Annotated in this window: 16 protein-coding genes, 1 tRNA gene and 1 other RNA gene; 5 read left to right on the top strand and 13 right to left on the bottom strand. The window is 39.7% G+C overall.

Annotated elements, in window-relative coordinates:
- From HT691_RS05895 to HT691_RS05865, 7 genes are all read right to left on the bottom strand, one after another.
- A partial coding sequence (locus HT691_RS05895; RefSeq protein WP_172925290.1) for a restriction endonuclease subunit S occupies positions 1-1,052 on the bottom strand: 1,052 nt, incomplete at its 3' end.
- 12 nt (positions 1,053-1,064) lie between these two features.
- Positions 1,065-2,558: an N-6 DNA methylase gene (locus HT691_RS05890; RefSeq protein ID WP_000627748.1), complete on the bottom strand. Its 1,494-nt coding sequence runs from the start codon at positions 2,556-2,558 to the stop codon at positions 1,065-1,067.
- 355 nt (positions 2,559-2,913) lie between these two features.
- Positions 2,914-4,080, bottom strand: coding sequence for a carbamoyl phosphate synthase large subunit (locus tag HT691_RS05885; RefSeq protein WP_054392701.1), 1,167 nt, complete (start codon positions 4,078-4,080; stop codon positions 2,914-2,916).
- Positions 4,081-4,092: 12 nt separating this feature from the next.
- The gene (locus HT691_RS05880) at positions 4,093-4,833 is read right to left on the bottom strand and encodes an esterase family protein (RefSeq protein ID WP_023932869.1); all 741 of its coding nucleotides are present in this window, start codon (positions 4,831-4,833) and stop codon (positions 4,093-4,095) included.
- Between the two features lie 20 nt (positions 4,834-4,853).
- On the bottom strand, positions 4,854-5,678 hold the full coding sequence (locus HT691_RS05875) for an alpha/beta hydrolase (RefSeq protein ID WP_172925289.1): 825 nt from the start codon (positions 5,676-5,678) through the stop codon (positions 4,854-4,856).
- Between the two features lie 136 nt (positions 5,679-5,814).
- A complete protein-coding gene (gene thiI, locus HT691_RS05870; protein ID WP_050208648.1) occupies positions 5,815-7,029 on the bottom strand; it encodes a tRNA uracil 4-sulfurtransferase ThiI in 1,215 nt (404 codons plus the stop codon).
- An 8-nt stretch (positions 7,030-7,037) separates the two neighbouring features.
- Positions 7,038-8,180: a cysteine desulfurase family protein gene (locus HT691_RS05865; RefSeq protein WP_023932867.1), complete on the bottom strand. Its 1,143-nt coding sequence runs from the start codon at positions 8,178-8,180 to the stop codon at positions 7,038-7,040.
- A gap of 139 nt (positions 8,181-8,319) precedes the next feature.
- On the opposite strand from HT691_RS05865, the gene HT691_RS05860 reads away from it, so the two are divergent.
- Positions 8,320-8,745, top strand: coding sequence for a DUF6556 family protein (locus tag HT691_RS05860; RefSeq protein WP_031222983.1), 426 nt, complete (start codon positions 8,320-8,322; stop codon positions 8,743-8,745).
- Between the two features lie 196 nt (positions 8,746-8,941).
- On the opposite strand, the gene HT691_RS05855 is transcribed toward HT691_RS05860, so the two are convergent.
- From HT691_RS05855 to HT691_RS05840, 4 genes are all read right to left on the bottom strand, one after another.
- Positions 8,942-11,245 carry a DNA translocase FtsK gene (locus HT691_RS05855; RefSeq protein ID WP_023932865.1) on the bottom strand — a complete coding sequence of 768 codons (2,304 nt, stop codon included), beginning with the start codon at positions 11,243-11,245 and terminating at the stop codon, positions 8,942-8,944.
- Between the two features lie 88 nt (positions 11,246-11,333).
- Positions 11,334-13,286: a fructose-specific PTS transporter subunit EIIC gene (locus HT691_RS05850; protein ID WP_138707757.1), complete on the bottom strand. Its 1,953-nt coding sequence runs from the start codon at positions 13,284-13,286 to the stop codon at positions 11,334-11,336.
- Positions 13,283-14,194: a 1-phosphofructokinase gene (gene pfkB, locus HT691_RS05845; protein ID WP_023932863.1), complete on the bottom strand. Its 912-nt coding sequence runs from the start codon at positions 14,192-14,194 to the stop codon at positions 13,283-13,285. The genes HT691_RS05850 and pfkB overlap by 4 nt, the downstream gene beginning before the upstream one ends.
- Positions 14,191-14,931: a DeoR/GlpR family DNA-binding transcription regulator gene (locus tag HT691_RS05840; protein WP_000920642.1), complete on the bottom strand. Its 741-nt coding sequence runs from the start codon at positions 14,929-14,931 to the stop codon at positions 14,191-14,193. Before HT691_RS05840 ends, pfkB begins: the two co-directional genes overlap by 4 nt.
- A 161-nt stretch (positions 14,932-15,092) precedes the next feature.
- On the opposite strand from HT691_RS05840, the gene HT691_RS05835 reads away from it, so the two are divergent.
- The 4 genes from HT691_RS05835 to HT691_RS05820 all read left to right on the top strand — a co-directional run bounded on the left by HT691_RS05835 (position 15,093) and on the right by HT691_RS05820 (position 17,328).
- Positions 15,093-15,180, top strand: a tRNA-Ser gene (locus HT691_RS05835).
- 355 nt (positions 15,181-15,535) lie between these two features.
- Positions 15,536-16,000 carry a TM2 domain-containing protein gene (locus HT691_RS05830; RefSeq protein ID WP_023936165.1) on the top strand — a complete coding sequence of 155 codons (465 nt, stop codon included), beginning with the start codon at positions 15,536-15,538 and terminating at the stop codon, positions 15,998-16,000.
- 54 nt (positions 16,001-16,054) lie between these two features.
- Complete coding sequence (locus tag HT691_RS05825) at positions 16,055-16,525, top strand: hypothetical protein (protein ID WP_023936167.1); 471 nt, start codon at positions 16,055-16,057, stop codon at positions 16,523-16,525.
- 26 nt (positions 16,526-16,551) lie between these two features.
- Positions 16,552-17,328, top strand: coding sequence for a DUF1828 domain-containing protein (locus HT691_RS05820; RefSeq protein WP_050222948.1), 777 nt, complete (start codon positions 16,552-16,554; stop codon positions 17,326-17,328).
- Positions 17,329-17,575: 247 nt separating this feature from the next.
- Here the strand turns inward: HT691_RS05820 and ssrA are convergent.
- Together ssrA and HT691_RS05810 are read right to left on the bottom strand one after the other, a co-directional pair.
- Positions 17,576-17,923: a transfer-messenger RNA gene (ssrA, locus tag HT691_RS05815) on the bottom strand.
- A gap of 420 nt (positions 17,924-18,343) precedes the next feature.
- Positions 18,344-18,516, bottom strand: a 173-nt coding sequence (locus HT691_RS05810; RefSeq protein WP_345890403.1) for an epoxyqueuosine reductase QueH, incomplete at its 5' end; no start/stop codon positions are given.

The raw sequence follows: 18,516 nt of genomic DNA, 5'->3' as shown, positions 1-18,516 counted from the left end.
AATTGTGATTTGTCGACCTGGGCTACAAAGTCTGCGAACTCATTTTGGAGGGCTAGTGGGGGGAAAATCAGTTCAAAATTTTTAATCAGTTGACCGTTTAAATTAGGTTGATTTCCTCCTCGTCCAAGTTCTCGTAATTCGCTATACCTTAGCATTAATTGATGCCAAATAAAAACTGGATTGTCTATTTTATTTGGAAATATAGCCCCACATGCTTGGTTGCTAGTAGATTCAACTTTGAGGATTGCACTTCTTCCTCTTGTTTGTCCTTGACCATACATAGCAATTAATATTGTATTAACTGGAAAAAGTTTAAGAGATGTATTTTCTAAAGCAAATTTTGTGATTTTTTCCTCAGTTTCCGTAATTTCTCTATTTATTACCTCAGTTGTTTTTACCCAATTAATCGTTCCGCTATCCCAATATAATTTATTATCTCTTGATGGTGTACTTCCACTAGAAACTTCAAATTTTTCACCTATTTTATATTTGGGGAATAATGTAGTATAAAAATCCCCAAACATCTCGTTAAATCGGGATTTGACGAGCAAGTTTAGTTCATCTAACTGCAATTTTCTTTTAGTAATAAGCCTTTTAATCGTATTAAGAATACAGATAATGTTCTCTTGTTCCTCGATACCTAGCAATTCTAATTGTAAATTAAGTAATATATTCTTGTTTAAATGAGGAATTGTTGCACCTGTTGAATGATCTCGTAAATACTGCGATTTACTTTCCAAAAAGACTCCCAAGTAATCTGATATAATTTTTTCTTTGTATCGCTCATTCTTTTTTAAGACCGTAATTGTACTACCAACAGCTCCCGATAACCCACAACCAATTGTTCCTGCATTAGCACCATCCCATGCTATCAGAATATCATCTGGGAGTGCTTCAGTCATATTTAAACTTTCAGTGAATTTTAAATTATTATTATTTCTTAAATCATCTATTTGAATATAACGTTGGCTTAGAGTTGTTTGTTCAGCAAGTACAGTGGCTTTCTTTCCTTTTTTTAGAGATAAGATTTCCCCCAACTTCACTTTTTTCATACAGCCACCTCCCTACTTGAGTAATTTTTCCAATTCAGCCAAGCCAGCTTGAATTTCTTTTTCTAAATCATTGATTTTCTTTAAGATGACTTCTGTTGGTTCATACTCAACTTTTTCATACTCAATCTCTTTATATTTATTGATAGACAAATCATAATCATTTTCCTTTATCTCAGCAACTGGAACAAAGAAAGATTGATCCGTTCTCTGACGTTCTGCTTCTTTTTCAAGATGATGAAAGCGTTCGATAATATCTGGAATATCATTGTCGCTAATCGGTTGTCGCTTATCATCCAAACTTAAACCATCCGCTTTCATATCGTAAAACCAGACCTTGTCAGTACCACCATTGCCAGTTTTTGTAAAGATGAGAATGGCAGTTGAAACTCCAGCATAAGGCTTGAAAACACCACTAGGCATTGAAATTACAGCATCAAGCTTATGGTTCTCTACAATTTCCTGACGAATTCCTTTATGAGCTTTAGACGAACCAAAAAGGACACCATCAGGTACGATAACTGCTGCTCGTCCACCTGGTTTTAAAGTTCGCAAGAAAAGAGAAAGAAAGAGTAATTCTGTTTTTTTGGTTTTTACGGTTGCAAGAAGGTCATTAGAGGTTGAATTGTAGTCAAGTGAGCCCTTAAAAGGAGGATTTGCTAAAACCAAAGTATATTTATCGGCTTCTTCATTATCTTGAGACAGCGAGTCAAGGTAACTGATTTGTGGATTTTCTACTCCATGTAGCATCATGTTCATCGCCCCAAGTCTCAACATAGTCGTATCCGTATCATTTCCATGAAACATCTGATTATGAAAATGATTGATATTATCTGTATTGGTTTCCCATTCATCTTTCTTACGCTTTAAGTAACGGCTAGCAGATACTAAGAAGCCAGCAGAACCCATAGCAGGATCTGAGATAATATCTTTGATAGTCGGTTGCATCAACTCAACCATCATATCGATGATGTGACGAGGTGTACGGAACTGTCCATTTTTACCTGCGGTCGACAATTTTGATAACAGATATTCATAGATATCTCCGATATCAGTAATACTTTGTTTGTCATTATCAAAATCTACATCTAATCCCCTAGTTGGAAAAACATCTAAGATAGAAATTGCCTTTTGAAGCGTAGCAGGTTTATTTATTTGAAAAATAGCTTCTCGCATATATCGTGAAAAGGCTGTATCATCTGTATCCCCCTTGAGATTTTTAATAAACGGAAAAATCTCCTGAGTCATTAAACGATAAACTTCCTGAGCATCTCCTATATTTTTAAAAGTTGACCAACGGTATTCAGGTTTATCTTTTGGAAAAACTCCCTCATAAGGAATCCCTAGAAATTCAGCATCACTTTCACGTCCAAGCTCGACACTATCCAAATCTTTCATAAATAAGAGATAAGTCAACTGTTCAATATTTGTTAAAGGATTTGCATTTCCTTCTGTCCAAAGAATTTCCCACAACTGATCGATTTTATTTTTTAATTCGCCTGTAATCATATCTTCCCTTTTCTTTAGTTTTTAAAACTTAGTAATATCATTATTTTATCAGATTTCAAACAAAGCTTCAATTAACTATATCTATGCGTCACCTGAATATTTTAATAGACTTGTTTGGTATCTTGAAAACTATATCATATAGGTGTCGTCATGGATCCTTTTAGCTGATTTAAGGATACAAAAACATAATACTATGACTCAATTGAAATATTAAAATTCAATTTCTGACCACCTAATCCTGCTTCAAATAGTTATCGAACAAGTTTTATGATAGCTACCTTGTTAGGATGCTCTTATTTTTTATCAGACAAAACAAAAGGATTAAGGGAGTGAATTTCCTTAATCCGATAGTCTCTTAAGCCTGACGTTGTCCGAAATCAGCAATCATCTGATCCATTTCTTGTCGACTCGGAGTTGTCAGCATATAAAGGTAATCTCCTTGAAGTTCCGCAAAGGCCTCTGGCATGATTTTTTTAACCTTGAACTGCTGGCTATATTTGGCAAGCAAGTCCTCCTCAGAATAGACATAGTGAGCATTTGCACGGCGAGAAGTAGCCAAACAATACTGCGGTTCAAACTCTGACGCTGGGAACTCTTCTCCTGCTACAATAGCAGCATATCCACGATAGAGATCCAAAGAGTGAGCAAAGTTATAAACATCAATAGTGAAACCACCTGCAGGACGGTTATTGTACTCAATGGCAATGTAATCGTCCCCTTCACGGAAGAACTCAATATGGAAGAACCGTTCTTTCATGCCAAATTCCTTGACAATTGCCTCACCATATTTACGTAATTTAGGATCCATATCCTTGAGAACGTAATAAGAATTGTCCATCTTGTAAATCATGAGATCAAGCGGTGTATAGGCGTAATCAAAGGTTGTTGAGAAGACAATTTTACTATCCTTGTCCACAAGACCATCAAAGGTACAAATTTCGCTAGAGGTGACAAATTTCTCAAAGAAATAAACAGTTGAATGATCCCACTCAGACTTGAAGTGATTGATATCGTCTTCTGTCTCAAGCTTAAAGGTGGCGGCCGCTCCCACTCCATTGTCAGGTTTGGCAATCATTGGAAGACCAATTTCTTTCACAGCTTGATCCACATCTGCTTCCGTCTTGATAACTGCTCCAGGGACCACTGGGACACCTGCTTTTTTGAAAAGCTTCTTCATTTCAGACTTAAATTTCGTCTTTTTAATATCCTCTGGTTTGGCACCAAAAACATTAAATTGCTCTCTGAGTGCTGCGTCCAGCTCAAGCCAGTATTCATTATGAGACTCGATGCGATCAAGCGGGCCATGTTTATAAAAGAGAAAAGCAACTGCTCGTTTGACTTCGTCTATGTTCTCAAGATTGTCAACACGGAAATATTCGGTCAGGCTATTGCGTAAAGGCTCATCCAATTGCTCGTATGGTTCTTGGCCAATTCCCAAGACAGTGATGCCTTTATTAGCTAGTTCAATGGTAAACTGTTGAAAGTTTTGTGGATAATAGGGAGAAATAACAAGGTAATTCATAGGTCACTCCTTTTATAAATAGAGATGACCGAGGAAATAAGGCATTTGTTTGCGCCACCATTCCCAGTCGTGGGCGACATCGTGTCCCCATTCAGCAAACCAGGCTGGAATTTGTTTCTGGTCAAAGGATTCTTTGAGCTTGTAGAAAGATGGTAGACCATCTTGTTCCCAGGCACCAAGACCCGTACACAACACAATCTCTGCCTGACGATAACGGTCAATAAACCAGCCGTCGTTCTGGTTCCAGATATAATCTACTGGCGAGTTTTGGTAAATAGCATCATCGTTGTAGTAATCGCCGACAAAGAAACGTGCATCGTAAACACCACTGAGAGCAATCACTTTGGTAAAGACATCTGGATGCTGGAGGAAGAAATTGAGTGCATGATAGGCTCCCATAGAGCAACCTGTCGTCATCATGCCATCAAACCAACCTGTCTTATGCTTGATAAAAGGAATGGCCTCCTCAATCACATAACGTTCGTAGGCACGGTGCATTTCCGCTTGGTCGTGACCATTTTTCCAAGTAGCCAACCAGCTCTCACTGTCCACACTGGATAGGGTAAAGAACTGGACACGGCCTTCCTCGATAAAGGAAGCACAGGCGTCAATCATGCCAAAATCATAGTATTCATTGTGACTGCCACCTGATGAAGCAAAGACCACAACTGGAATTCCAGCATATCCATAACGATTGAGGTACATTTCACGGTTAAGGTGACCACTCCAGTGGCTAAGGTTTTCAATATGCATTGGCTTTCTCCTTTTCTAACTTACCATTTCTCTGCAAAAAATCTCATACAGTCTGGTAAATTCTCCGACCAAGGGATTTCACTATGGATGGCACCAGACTGAACTTTCAGCACAAGATTATCCAGATGCACTCCCCCTGCTATCAAATCATGGTAATAACGAAGCGATGAGTCGATATAGGCTTGTTTGATATTACCAGCCATCAAGGTCTTGTCTGTATCATCCGCTTCTTCCGTTCCCACATAGATAAAGATACGCTGGTCAGGCGATAGTTTCTGGCGCTCGATATAGCGGTTAAAAGCTTCTTGGTGGAGCCAGTTGGCAGATGAAAAGACGCCCAAGCAACCAATTTGGTTTTGGTATTCCAAACCGATAAACTGGGTAATATTGCCTCCTAGCGAAGACCCAATCATAGCTGTATGCTGGCGGTCTGCTTTTGTACGATAAGTTTCATCTATAAAAGGCTTAACCACCTCCATGACAAACTCGGCATACTCCACACCCTTACCGCCAAACTGCTGCCCTGGGATAGGAGATTCTTGGAACTTCCATGCCGCATACTCATTCATCCGCCCCATACCATCATTGTCAATGGCTACGACAATCATGCGACTGATATCGGGATTTCGTTTGATAGCTGGGATAATCTTCCATGAATGTCCAATGAAAGACTCTTTGCTATAAAAAACATTTTGCCCGTCATGAAAGTAAACAACAGGATAGGAACGATTCGTGTCTTTCTCATAATCTTTAGGCAGAAGAACACGCACACGGCGCTCCTTACCTGTATAAGGAACCTTGAGTTTGTGTTCTTTCATTTTTAGATAAAAGTAGGATTGATTCATTGTCAGAAAACTCTCTATATTCAAAATTTTATCTCATTATATCATAAAAATAGAAAAAAAGTCAGTTTTTTTACCTGTTTTTAGAGAAAAAACTAACTTTCTTTCCTGATTTTCGCTATTCTTTTGTGTTTTCTGATTAGAGCAGATTATCAATCAAGTCATCAACTTCATCTTTTTCAACCTGCGGTGTGATCTCAGTAATCATGATTCCAGCAACTGCTCGCTCAACCAAAGCTTCAACATCCATGCGTGCTTCATACTGCTCTGCATTCTTAATCTTAGGATTTGTTTTTGGACGATCTGGTGCAAAAATGGTACAACAGTCTTCAAAAGGCTGGATTGAAATGTCAAAGGTATCAATTTCTTGTGCAATATCGATGATTTCCAACTTGTCCATGGTAACCACAGGACGAATGATGGGAGTGTTGGTCACAGCGTTAATAGCCTGCATGCTTTCGAGGGTTTGACTGGCTACTTGACCTAGACTTTCCCCATTGATGATAACCAAACCATTTCGTACCTCACGAATACGATCGGTAATCCGCATCATAAAGCGACGAGTTAGAGTCATCAAGTAAGCTTCTGGCGCTTTAGCCTTGATTTCCTCTTGAATCTCTGTAAAAGGAACTTCGATAAACTGGATATTGCCCCCAAACTTAGTCAATTTACGAGTCAAATCTTGGGCTTTTTTAAGGGCTCCAGGACTGGTGTAAGGTGGGCTGGCAAAGTGAACTGCCTCAATATCTACCCCACGCTTAAGCGCTAGATAACCAGCTACAGGTGAATCAATCCCTCCCGACAACATAAGCATCCCTTTACCTGAAGTTCCAACTGGCAAACCACCAGCCCCACGAATGGTTTCATAAGAAAGGTAGGCTGCCTCTTCTCGAATCTCCACTTGGAGATTGATGTCAGGACTTTTCATTTGAGCTTGCACATTTGGAATGGCTTCAAAAACAGCTCCTCCAAGCGTTTGATTGAGTTCACGACTGTCAAGTTCAAAGTTGTGGTCGCTACGCTTGCTAGAGATTTTAAAGGTCATGCCTTCCTTGTAGATGTCCTGCATAATCTCTTGGACAGAAGACTTCAAAACTTCTACAGATTTTTCAACCTTATATACTGGAGAAAAATTTTGAATCCCGAAGACTTGCTTGAGTGATTCTGCTACTGCTGTGTAATCAGCTCCATTGAGGTAAGCATGGGCACGGTCACGATCTGCCCTTACCTTAACTTGGGGATAGATAGACAAAACGTCTGAAATATTATTGCGAAGTTTATTGATGAACCGCATACGGTTTTTGCCTTTGGTTGACAGCTCACCGTAGCGAATCATAATTTCTGAATACTGCATAAATGCTCCTATCTTACTTTTCTAGTTTGGTTGTAAATTAATTTTAGCTTGGTCAAAAACTGCTCGACCTGACTCATATCATTTTCAAGGTCTAGGCTAAGACGCACAGCTGACTGGGCCTTATCTTTATCTACTCCTATGGCAATCAGAGTTCCTGCAGGTTTCCCAGCCTTGGACGAACAAGCAGAGGTCGTTGAGATGAAAATATCATAGTCTTCAAAAGCGTGAACGATGACTTCACCACGAACACCCTTGATTCCAAAAGTCAGGATATGAGGGGCAAAGTCTTCCTCATCTGAAAAGACAAAAATATCTGGATAGTCCAGAAGGGCTTGACGAATCACTGCCTTCATCTGCCCAGTCTTGCTCCTAAAGGTATCTAGCTTTTCCATAGATAAACGGAGAGCCTTGGCTGTCGCTGCAATCCCTGCCACATTTTCAGTTGTCGAACGGTAATCACGCTCCTGACCTCCACCAGTCAACAGTGGCGTAATTTTCTTACCAGACTTGATATAGACAAAACCAACACCACGAACTCCGTGGAACTTGTGACCAGAGAAAGTCGCGAAATCCACTCGTTCTGTCAGATATTTTTCAGTTGGAATCTTAGCAAGTGCCTGAACCGCATCAACGTGGAAAGTAATAGTTGGCTTGTCTGCCAATAGTTTTGAAATAGCCTCAATAGGTTGGATAGAGCCTATTTCATTGTTCACAGCCATGATGGAAACGAGGATTGTATCAGGTCGTATCAAAACTGCTAGGGCCTCGACGTCCACAAATCCTTTCTCATCAACTGGAGCAAAATCCACTTCAAATCCTTGACTTTTCAGCCAGAGAGCCGATTCCTTAACTGCCGGATGTTCAATGGCTGATACGATGATGTGCTTGCCAAACTGGGCTTTTTCAAATGCTACTCCCTTGATGACCCAGTTATCTCCTTCTGTCCCACCAGATGTAAAGAAGATTTCATCACTTTTCTTACCGATTAAATCTGCAATCTGTTGGCGAGAAGCATCTAAGATTCGTGTTGCCTGGTCTCCCAAACGATGGAGACTAGATGGATTTCCTAAAATTTTTGAAGTCACCTGCATATAGGTTTCAAGGGCTTCAGGATAAGGCTTGGTCGTCGCCGAATTATCAAAGTAAATCATGTTTTCTCACGCTTTCTAAAATCACTCCTTCTATTGTATCATGAAACGGAGCCTGCGACAAGAAAGGGCAATTCCTCTTTTTTTAAGATTTTTTTTAAAGAAATGCGGTATAATAAATTTTAATCAAAGGAGAGAATGTATGTCTAACTATCGTAGAACTTCAAAACCGAAAACAGAACATATCAAAAAAGGCTTTACTGTTTTTCAAAAAACCATTACTACTATCGGTAGTATCCTCGGCTTGATTACTGCGACTATCACGATTATGAATGCCTTGGATAATAATAAAAATACCAAAAAAGAACCGACGACAACACCGACGACAACCATTGTCAAAGAAATTCAAAAGGAATCCCCTCAGGAAAATACTAGTCCCAATAAGGAAAATAATACTAGTCAAGAAAAAACACAACAAGAGGAAACGCCAAAATCTAGCGTCAAGGAAGAGAAAAAAGAAGATCAGAAAACAGCAACTCAGGACTCTACTACACCTGCTACAAGTAAACCTGCCACTGAAAATGAAAAACAGCCCAATACTCCAACTTCAGAAAATAATACTCAATGAAAATCAAAGAACAAACTAGGAAGCTAGCCGTAGGCTGCTCAAAACACTGTTTTGAGGTTGTAGATAAGACTGACGAAGTCAGTCACATATATACGGCAAGGCAAAGCTGACGTGGTTTGAAGAGATTTTCGAAGAGTATAAAAGTAATCAATAGCCAGTAAAATAGCTCCTTCCAACCTTGGAAAGAAGCTATTTTTTATTGCTGCAATACTTTTCTTGGCTTGGTACCTTCAGCTGGACCGATGACACCTGCCATCTCAAGCTCTTCCATGAGACGGGTCGCACGGTTAAATCCAACTGACAAACGACGCTGAATCATAGATGCACTGGCTTTCTGAGTTTCGATTACCAAAGCCTTGGCTTCTTCAAAGAGCGGGTCACCACCAGATTCACCATCTGAAAATTCACCGTCGTTTTCAGAAACCTCACCTGGTTCAAAACTATCATCGTAGTCCGCATCTGCCTGAGCCTTGATGAAGTTCACAATGCGCTCAACATCGTCATCCGAGATAAAGGAGCCTTGGAGACGAACTGGATGATTTTCATCAATCGGTTTAAAGAGCATGTCTCCTCGACCAAGAAGTTTTTCTGCTCCATTTTCATCCAAAATCGTACGGGAGTCTGTTCCTGATGAAACCGCAAATGCTACACGAGATGGGACATTAGCCTTGATCAGACCAGAGATGACATCAACGGATGGACGCTGGGTTGCAAGAATCATGTGGATACCTGCAGCCCGCGCCTTCTGTCCAAGACGGATAATAGCATCTTCCACTTCCTTGCTTGCTACCATCATAAGGTCAGCCAACTCATCCACAATCACAACAATAAGTGGTAGTGGAATCTGCTTGTACTCAGACTGAGCATTAAACTCTTCTACCTTGGCATTAAAGCCTGCAATGTTACGAACTCCCACCTTGGCAAAGAGTTCATAACGATTTTCCATCTCATCCACAACCTTTTGCAGGGCCTTGCTGGCCTTGCGTGGATTGGTCACAACTGGAATCAAGAGGTGAGGAATGTCATTGTAAACAGACAACTCAACCATCTTGGGATCCACCATCATAAACTTGACCTGGTCGGGTCTTGCTTTCATCAGAATACTAGCAATGATGCCATTAACAGCTACTGACTTCCCTGAACCTGTTGAACCTGCGACGAGCAAGTGGGGCATTTTGGAAAGGTCAAAAGCTCTTGCGGTGCCATTAACCGCCTTTCCTAGAGGAATTTCCAAGAGATTTTCTGCTTTCGTTTGAGATTGTTCCCATAGTTCGCGGAAGGATACAGTCGCAATCTCAGAGTTGGGTACTTCGATTCCAACTAAGGATTTCCCCGGGATAGGTGCTTCGATTCGGACATCCTTAGCAGCCAAGGCTAGAGCGAGGTCATCTGCTAGATTGGAAATGCGGTTGACCCGTACACCCACTGCTGGCTTAACTTCATATTTAGTCACCGATGGTCCAATTTCGGCCCGTTCAACTGTTACCTTAATACCAAAGCTAGCAAAGGTTTCTTCTAGAATTTTGATATTTTCCCGAACGATTTTCTTCTCTTTAGACTGGTCTTTGGGTTTATCTGGGGCAAAGAGTTGTAAGCTTGGAAGTTTGTATTCGAGGGCTTCCTTGGCTGAAAAATCGACCTGAACATCTTCATCGTCAGAGCCATCTTCCTGTTCAGGGAATTCAAGTTCAGCTTGAGGCAGGATGATTTCTGGTTCCACCCACTCTTCTTCTGGAACAGGAGGAACGTCAAGCACAACATCTTCTGTCAGAATTTCACCCGTTTCCATATCAATAGGAGGCAAATCGAGTAAGGCTTTTTCAGCTTCTTCTTGTTCTAATCTAGCCTCTTCCTCAGCCTTTTGGCGAGCTTTTTCTTCTTGTTTGACAAAGCGTTCCTCTTTTCGAAGCTCATGTCCTTCCCTCCATTTGGCAAAGCCTCTACTGAAAAATTCAGCAATATCATAAACAGACCAAGGACTGACTAGGAGGGCACCCACTAAAATCAAGATAGAACCAATAAAGTAAGTACCGATATTTGAAAAGAGAAAGGCGGTTGGAATATAAAGAGCGACACCAATCAAGCCCCCTCCAGCAAAACTGGTCGTTCGAAAACCAGTCAAATCCGTCACAATCTGAGCCATGGTTCCTTTTAAAACCGACTTATCCAAACCATATTTCCAAACTAAGTAGGCCTCAAAAATCAAGAGCAAGCCAGCAAATATGGTGAAAAATCCTGATAAGAGTCCTTCCTGTTTTCGTATCCACTTGAAAAAGAAGAGATAGATCAATAGGGCAAATATTGCCAGATAAGCTAGACTACCCACCAACAAGCGAATTAAATTGTAAAGAGTGATACCTGCAGCTCCTAATTTAAAAGCTGCGAAAATCAATAAAATCGCGATTCCCAACGAAATCAACATCCGTTGGATCGCTTCTTTTCTCTCGAGTTCTGCTTTAGACGGTCTCCGTCTTGTTTTACTTGTATTCTTGTTTGCCATTTTTCTATTATACCATATTTCACAGGCATTTCGAAAAGAGAAAAAGACTGCACCAAACGGTCCAATCTTTTCATTTTATATCTATTTTTTATGCTTGGGGTTTGCGTAGGTAACCATAAACCACACCACTTACGATTGCCCCTACCAAGACAGCAACGAGGTAAAGGAGAGCATTTGAAGTAAGGGCGATAACGAAGATTCCTCCGTGCGGCGCCATGAGTTTGATACCAGTAAGACCAACGAGGCCACCTGCTACTGCTGAACCAAGGATGAAGCTTGGAATCGCACGAGCTGGGTCAGCGGCACCAAATGGAATCGCTCCCTCAGTGATAAAGGATAAGCCCATGATGATATTTGTCAAACCAGAGTTACGTTCTTCCTTAGTAAATTTATCTTTGAAAAGAAGAGTTGCGACAAAGATGGCAAGTGGTGGCACCATTCCTCCAGCCATAACTGCTGCCATAGCCACAGAACCACCTGAAGAAACAGTTGCTGCAAGCGTACCTGTACCAAAGACATAAGCCGCTTTGTTAACTGGTCCACCCATGTCAACAGCCATCATTCCACCAAGGACGATACCAAGAAGGACAGCTGAACCTCCTCCAAGACCGCCTAGGAAATCATTCATAGCAGTGTTGATTGCTGCCATTGGGATGTTAACAGCTAGCATGACAAATCCTGTCAAGATTGTTCCAAGAAGTGGCAATAGAAGGATTGATTTAGCACCTTCGAGTGAACGAGGAACTTTAACGTATTTCTTGATGGCAAGAACCAAGGCACCTGCGATAAATCCACCCACAAGGGCACCTAGGAAACCAGATGAGACACCTGCAAGAGTTGAAGTTGCTTCACCACCTGCGGCATAAGGAATTTTACCAAAGGCAAAACCTTCTTTGGCAATAGCACCAGCCACGAAACCTGCTACCAAACCCGGTTTTTCAGCAATAGAGTAGGCAACATAACCCGCAAAGACTGGAAGCATCAAACCAAAGGCAGCTCCACCAATTTTCATGAACATAGAAGCTAACTCATGGTAAGAACCAAGATTGCCAAGGTTTTCATTTGGAACACCCAAAGCACCGTCAATCAAGAAGGCAAGGGCAATCATGATACCACCACCGATAACGAATGGTAACATTTGAGAGACACCACTCATCAAGTGTTTGTAGAAGGCACCACCAAGGCTTTGTTTTTCGTTAGAGGCTGTTGCGGCTTTGGCTCCATTAGCAGCACGGTAGACTTCAGCATCTCCAGAAAGAGCCAAGTTGATCAACTCTTCTGTCTTACGGATACCGTCAGCAACCGGACGATTGATCAATGGTTTACCATCGAAACGATCCATATCAACCGCCTTGTCTGCTGCAATGATAACAGCTTTAGCCTTGCGGATATCTTCTGCAGTTAGTTGATTTCCAACACCGCTAGCACCGTTGGTTTCGACCTTAATTCCAACACCCATTTCAGCAGTCACTTTTTGAAGGGCTTCTTGGGCCATGTAAGTGTGGGCAATACCTGTCGTACAAGCTGTAACAGCTACGATAAAGTCACCAGTTTCATTAGCAGGTACTTGAACAGGCTCTTCAGTTTTTTCTGAAGCTTGGTCAAAAAGTTCAATGACTTGGTCAGCTGATGTTACTTGACGAAGTTTATCAGCAAAGCCGTCTTTCATCAAGTATTGAGACAATTCTGCCAAGGCAGCCAAGTGAGTGTCATTAGCACCTTCTGGAGCCGCAATCATGAAGAAGAGATCAGTTGCTTTTCCATCCAAGCTCTCATAGTCAACACCCTTATTTGACTTAGCAAAGAGAACAGTCGCTTCTTTGACAGCAGCGTTTTTGCTGTGAGGCATTGCTATACCGTCTCCTAAACCAGTAGAAGTCAAGGCTTCACGCGCCAAAATTCCTTCTTTAAAAGTTTCAAAATCTGTCACATAACCGTGGTCTGTCAAGCTTTTAATCATCTCTTCGATGACAGCTGTTTTTTCAGTTGCCTGCAAATCCAGCAACATAACATCTTTTCTCAATAGGTCTTGAATTTTCATCGTTTTTCTACCTCAACTTTTTCATATGTTTCTTTAATAAATTCCGCCGTTGCCAAGTCGTCTGAGAAGGTGGTTGCCGTTCCACAAGCTACTCCCCATTTGAAGGCTTCTACTGCGTCTTTGGATTTGACAAATTCACCTGTAAATCCAGCGACCATAGAATCACCAGCCCCAACTGAATTTTTGACTGTCCCTTTGATTGGTTTAGCAAAGTATGCTCCCTCAGATGTGACAAGAAGTGCACCGTCCCCAGCCATGGAGATAATGACGTTTTGAGCTCCTTTGGCCAGTAACTGACGAGCGTATTTTTCAATTTCATCTAAACTTTCGAGTTTAACTCCAAAGATAGCTCCAAGCTCGTGATTATTTGGTTTGACCAAAAGTGGCTGATAGTCCAAGCTATCAATCAAGGTCTGTCCTTCAAAGTCACAAACGACTTGCGCACCAGTCTTGCGTGTCAAGGCAATCAAATCCTTGTAGATGACGTTGCCTAGATTTTTAGCACTTGAACCAGCAAAGACAACTGTATCTTCTGCTGTCAGACTAGATAAAATAGCTTTCAATTCTTCTAGCTGAGCTGGTTCGACATTTGGACCAGTCCCGTTGATTTCTGTTTCTTGGTCTGCTTTGATTTTAACATTGATACGAGTATCTTCTGCCACTTGGACAAAACGTGTCTCAATTTCTTCATCAGCCAAAGTATCTGTGATAAATTTACCAGTAAAACCTCCGATAAATCCCGTCGCTGTATTTGGTATATCCAAACGTTTCAAGACACGACTGACATTGATTCCTTTCCCACCAGCAAACTTATCATCACTGTCCATACGATTGACACTACCGACTTGAACTTGGTCCAAACGAACGATATAGTCAATGGATGGATTGAGTGTGACTGTATAAATCATACTTCTATTACCTCCGTTTTCTCCTTAATAGCCTGCAAGAGCTCATGCCCTTGACTTGTGATAACAATAGCTCGTTTGAGTGGAGCTACCTTGGCAAAGCAAGTTTGTCCAATCTTAGACGAATCCACCAAGACATAGGTCTGTTTGGCATTCTCTAAAATAGCACGCTTCACAGCTCCCTCCTCCATATCAGGAGTCGTATAATAGCCATCGTCCACACCATTCATCCCGATAAAGGCACGGTCAAAGTGCAATTGGTTAATCTGGTTAAGAGCAACGCCCCCGATACTAGCATCTGTCGCCGTCTTGACGTTTCCTCCAACCATGACAGTTGGAATCTGCTTTTCAACCAACTGAGCGGCATGGTGAATGGAGTTGGTCACAACTGTAACATTCTTATTGACCAATTCATGAATCAAAAAAGCAGTTGTTGTTCCAGCATCGATAAAGATGACATCTTTTTCTTTAATGAGAGAGGCTGCCTTCTGAGCCAGCAACTTCTTTTCTTGAAGGTTTTTGACAGATTTTTCTTGAATGGTTTCTTCTTCTTGCAAGGAATGGGGCAATTCTGCTCCACCATGCACGCGACGAAGCTTGTTTTCCGCTTCCAACTCATCCAAGTCTCTTCGAACCGTTGATTCTGACGTTTCTAGCAAACTAACTAATTTTTCAAGAGAAACTACATGATGTTGATTTAACTCCTCTAAAATCAGTTGCTTCCGCTCTGTTTTTAACACCGAATCACCTCCTGTTATCGTTTACACCATTCATTCTATCATACTTTTTTTCAAAGTCAAGCATTTTTTATCATTTTCCTTCAAATTCTGTCATTTTTCTTATTTACAGAATTTTTATTGCAAGATAAGGACCTTTATGGTAGACTATTTAAGTAAGTATTGGAAGATTACTCAAGAGGCTTAAGAGGCCGTGTTGGAAACGCGGTAGGCGTGTAATAGCGTGCGTGGGTTCGAATCCCATGTCTTCCGTGGAAAAACAGATCTAATACATGATACCCTAAAACTTTGTATTTCTATCTTAGTTTTTGGGTATTTTGTAATTTCTTTACAATCTCCACATCGTTTCAATATACAAGTTCTAGAGAGAGTATGAATTCTTTCCACTCCCTTCTTATCTCATACTATTTTACAAACAGTAAAAGACAAAATCTCAAATACTTCAAGTTTAATTAATCCAGTTTCTTAAACTCTTACTTTTTAACTAAACCATAAAAGATTTTCTTTTCGTTCTTTTTTTGATATACTTTACTTATAAAAACAGATAAATTAAATATCAAAACTTATTATGAAATTCTATAGAGTGTAAAATGAAGGGAAGAACAAAATGTCAAAAGTTGTTAAAGTTACAGGAGCAGAGGTTGTAATCTCACATAATGAAGAGTACTTAAAAATAAATCCATCTGAATTAAATTTTGTTCCAAAATTAGGTGACGAAGTTGAAATTCATAAAGTAGATGGTGAGATTATTATCATGAAAGTTGAAGATAAAAAAGACGACAAAATTAATATTAACATTGTCAATGAAAACAACGCTGTGCAAAATCAGTCACAAGTTGTTCACACTCAAGAAATCGCTACGGGTGTACATTATGTTAATAAGTGGGTTTATGTTATTCTTGCTTTATTCTTAGGCGGATTGGGTATACATCATTTTTACGCAGGATATAACGGAAAAGGTTTCCTTTTTCTGATTTTATCTTTAACAGGAATACCTGCTATTATTGCACTTTTCCAAGGCATCATAGCTCTCTTTAAGAAACCAGATGCATACGGAAGGATCGCTGTCTGATCTACATTTCAGATTTCCACTCTCTAGAATGTAGATAAAGTAGAAAGGAAAGATATGAAAGAGTTACTTCTGACAGATAGTGAAGCTAAAGCTCTCATAAAAATAATTAAAGCAATTGCTAATAAACACAATCGAACTCTTACGAATCGCAGTTCAGGTACTATTGACCTTGTTGGCAAGCATGATACTAGATTTATTTTGAACTACTTCTACAGCACTACAAGCAAAGTTTTTCATCTAAGGGAAACTCAACACAACTATACTCTCTTACGAATCAATCTAAATAATAAATTCCATAAGAACGCAAACGGCGAGAAAGTTTGGGGCAATCGAGTTAACATCTTCTCTGAAGAAGAGTATTATCAAAAAGGGGATGAAACAACTCATTACAAAGCCTATCCACTACCTTATGAAGATATTCTTAACACTGATGACTTCCTGAATATGCTTGATAATTTGCTTGACTATACCAATGTGAACAATCCTGAAAATATAGCAATTAATATACAAGAGGATTTGTTATAATCACCCTATAAAGAAAGGAGAATATCATGAATGCTACTGATATCAAAAATACCTATCTAAATTACATAAAAGAAAACGCTGTTTTTAACGATGTGACTGATACTCATACTGAAGTGATTACTCCTTTTATAGACCCATTAGGTGAAGCTATTGGTTTCTCAATAAAAAGCAATGGAAAACATTTGACAGTTACAGATGATGGTTATACTATCTGGAATTTATCCATTAATAATATTGATGTTACAAAAAAAGGGCGACGTCAAGACATCTTTAACTCACTTCTCCACTTTAATGGATTTGATTTACACGATGGAGCAATCGAACGGACGACTGGTAAAGAACATCTAGGACAAGTCATACATGATATGACACAATTGCTGATGAATGTTTATGACTTTATTCAGCTAACACCTAACAATATTAAATCTCAATTTTTAGACGATGTTAAATCTTACTTCATGAAAAATGAGCATTACACAGTCTTTCCAGCTTTCTCAATTGCAGGTAAATCTCGTTTAGAACACCGCTTTAATTTTGTGTTTATGAGTAAAGGTATTTCAAAAATAGCCAGAGTTCACAATAACATAACCAAACAACAAGTTGATACTATCTTAGCTAGTTGGTTAGATACATCTGAATACCGTAGAAAAGAATATGGAGATACAGAACAGTTGTATATCATTGTAAGCGATGAAGGGTATAATAATATCAAAGATGACCATCAAATCGCTCTACAAGAGTATGGTATTAACATTTTGAACTTCTCAGATAAAGAACAATTAGAGGTCCAATTAGGGAAGTAACTACAAAAAATCCTATATTTACTAAAGCATGCAGAGGAATACTCGAATCGGAGAACGCTTTACGAAGTACATAGATTTCTAGGATGCAACAAATGTTGTATCCTTTTTTTGTATCCCTTTTTTAAAAATAGGGTCTGTTTTAGGCTCTGTTTGTGACTCCTTTTTTAGCAAAAGAATGCAAAGGAATACCAAAGACAAAAACAAAAAACGTTGATTTAACAACGTTTTACCAAGGAATGCAAAGGAATAATGGAGCCGGTGGGAGTCGAACCCACGTCCAAACACCTGCCAACATATTTGTCTACAACCATAGGTTATGTATTAGTTTAACAGCCCCTCGACACATAACTCAAGCCTAGAAACTGCGAGTCTATCAATCTCTTATCAAGCCGCTAGACAAGACTCAATCGTATCTCGCTAATAATAAGACCTGTCATTGAACACGAGCAATCCAAATCGGGTCACGCCTGCTGGTTTTTAGGCAGCTAGAGCGTAAGAAGTGTTATTTTTTGCAGTTATATTTAACTGAGCGTTTACGTCGCCACACGAGTCGCAAAATATGCCTCATAATGCCTGTCGAATCCGTAACGACCCCAAAAGACAGTAAAACCATTATACCTTATCTAACACGAAAATGCAAAAAAGAAATCACATACCTAAAAAAGATACTATTCGAGAAATTTAGCAAACTGGGAGACTAACTACAACTTTCTCAGTGCATAACTTTACGATTGTGAATAGAGCTTACGAAATCCAATTAACACCTACCTAAGATAAAGCTATCTGTTTTGAAGAAATTCACGAAGAGAATTATTCTAAAATACTTTCAGATGAGAATTTTCCTACTCTCTTTGTTTCAATTCATTTGAGTTTAAAAACAATAAAATCAATCCTTATATTATTCGGACTACTTTTCACTTATTGCACCAAAATATAGTAAAATGAAATAAGAATAGGACGAATAGATCAGGACAGTCAAACCGATTTCTAACAATGTTTTAGAATTAGAGGTGTACTATTCTAGTTTCAATCTACTATAAATGTCTTTCTCAACATCCTTATCCAACAAGAATGCTGTGGCGTCCTTCTTAACTTGAACCAGGTCAATATTCTGGGCTTGGGCTGCATAGACGCAGCCACAATAACATTGACGATAGATATCATACTCCTCACACATCTCTACTGAAC

The sequence above is a fragment of the Streptococcus sp. 477 genome (assembly GCF_013277295.1).
GTDB classification, from domain to species: domain Bacteria; phylum Bacillota; class Bacilli; order Lactobacillales; family Streptococcaceae; genus Streptococcus; species Streptococcus pseudopneumoniae.
This window is presented reverse-complemented; position numbering and strand designations above follow the sequence as displayed.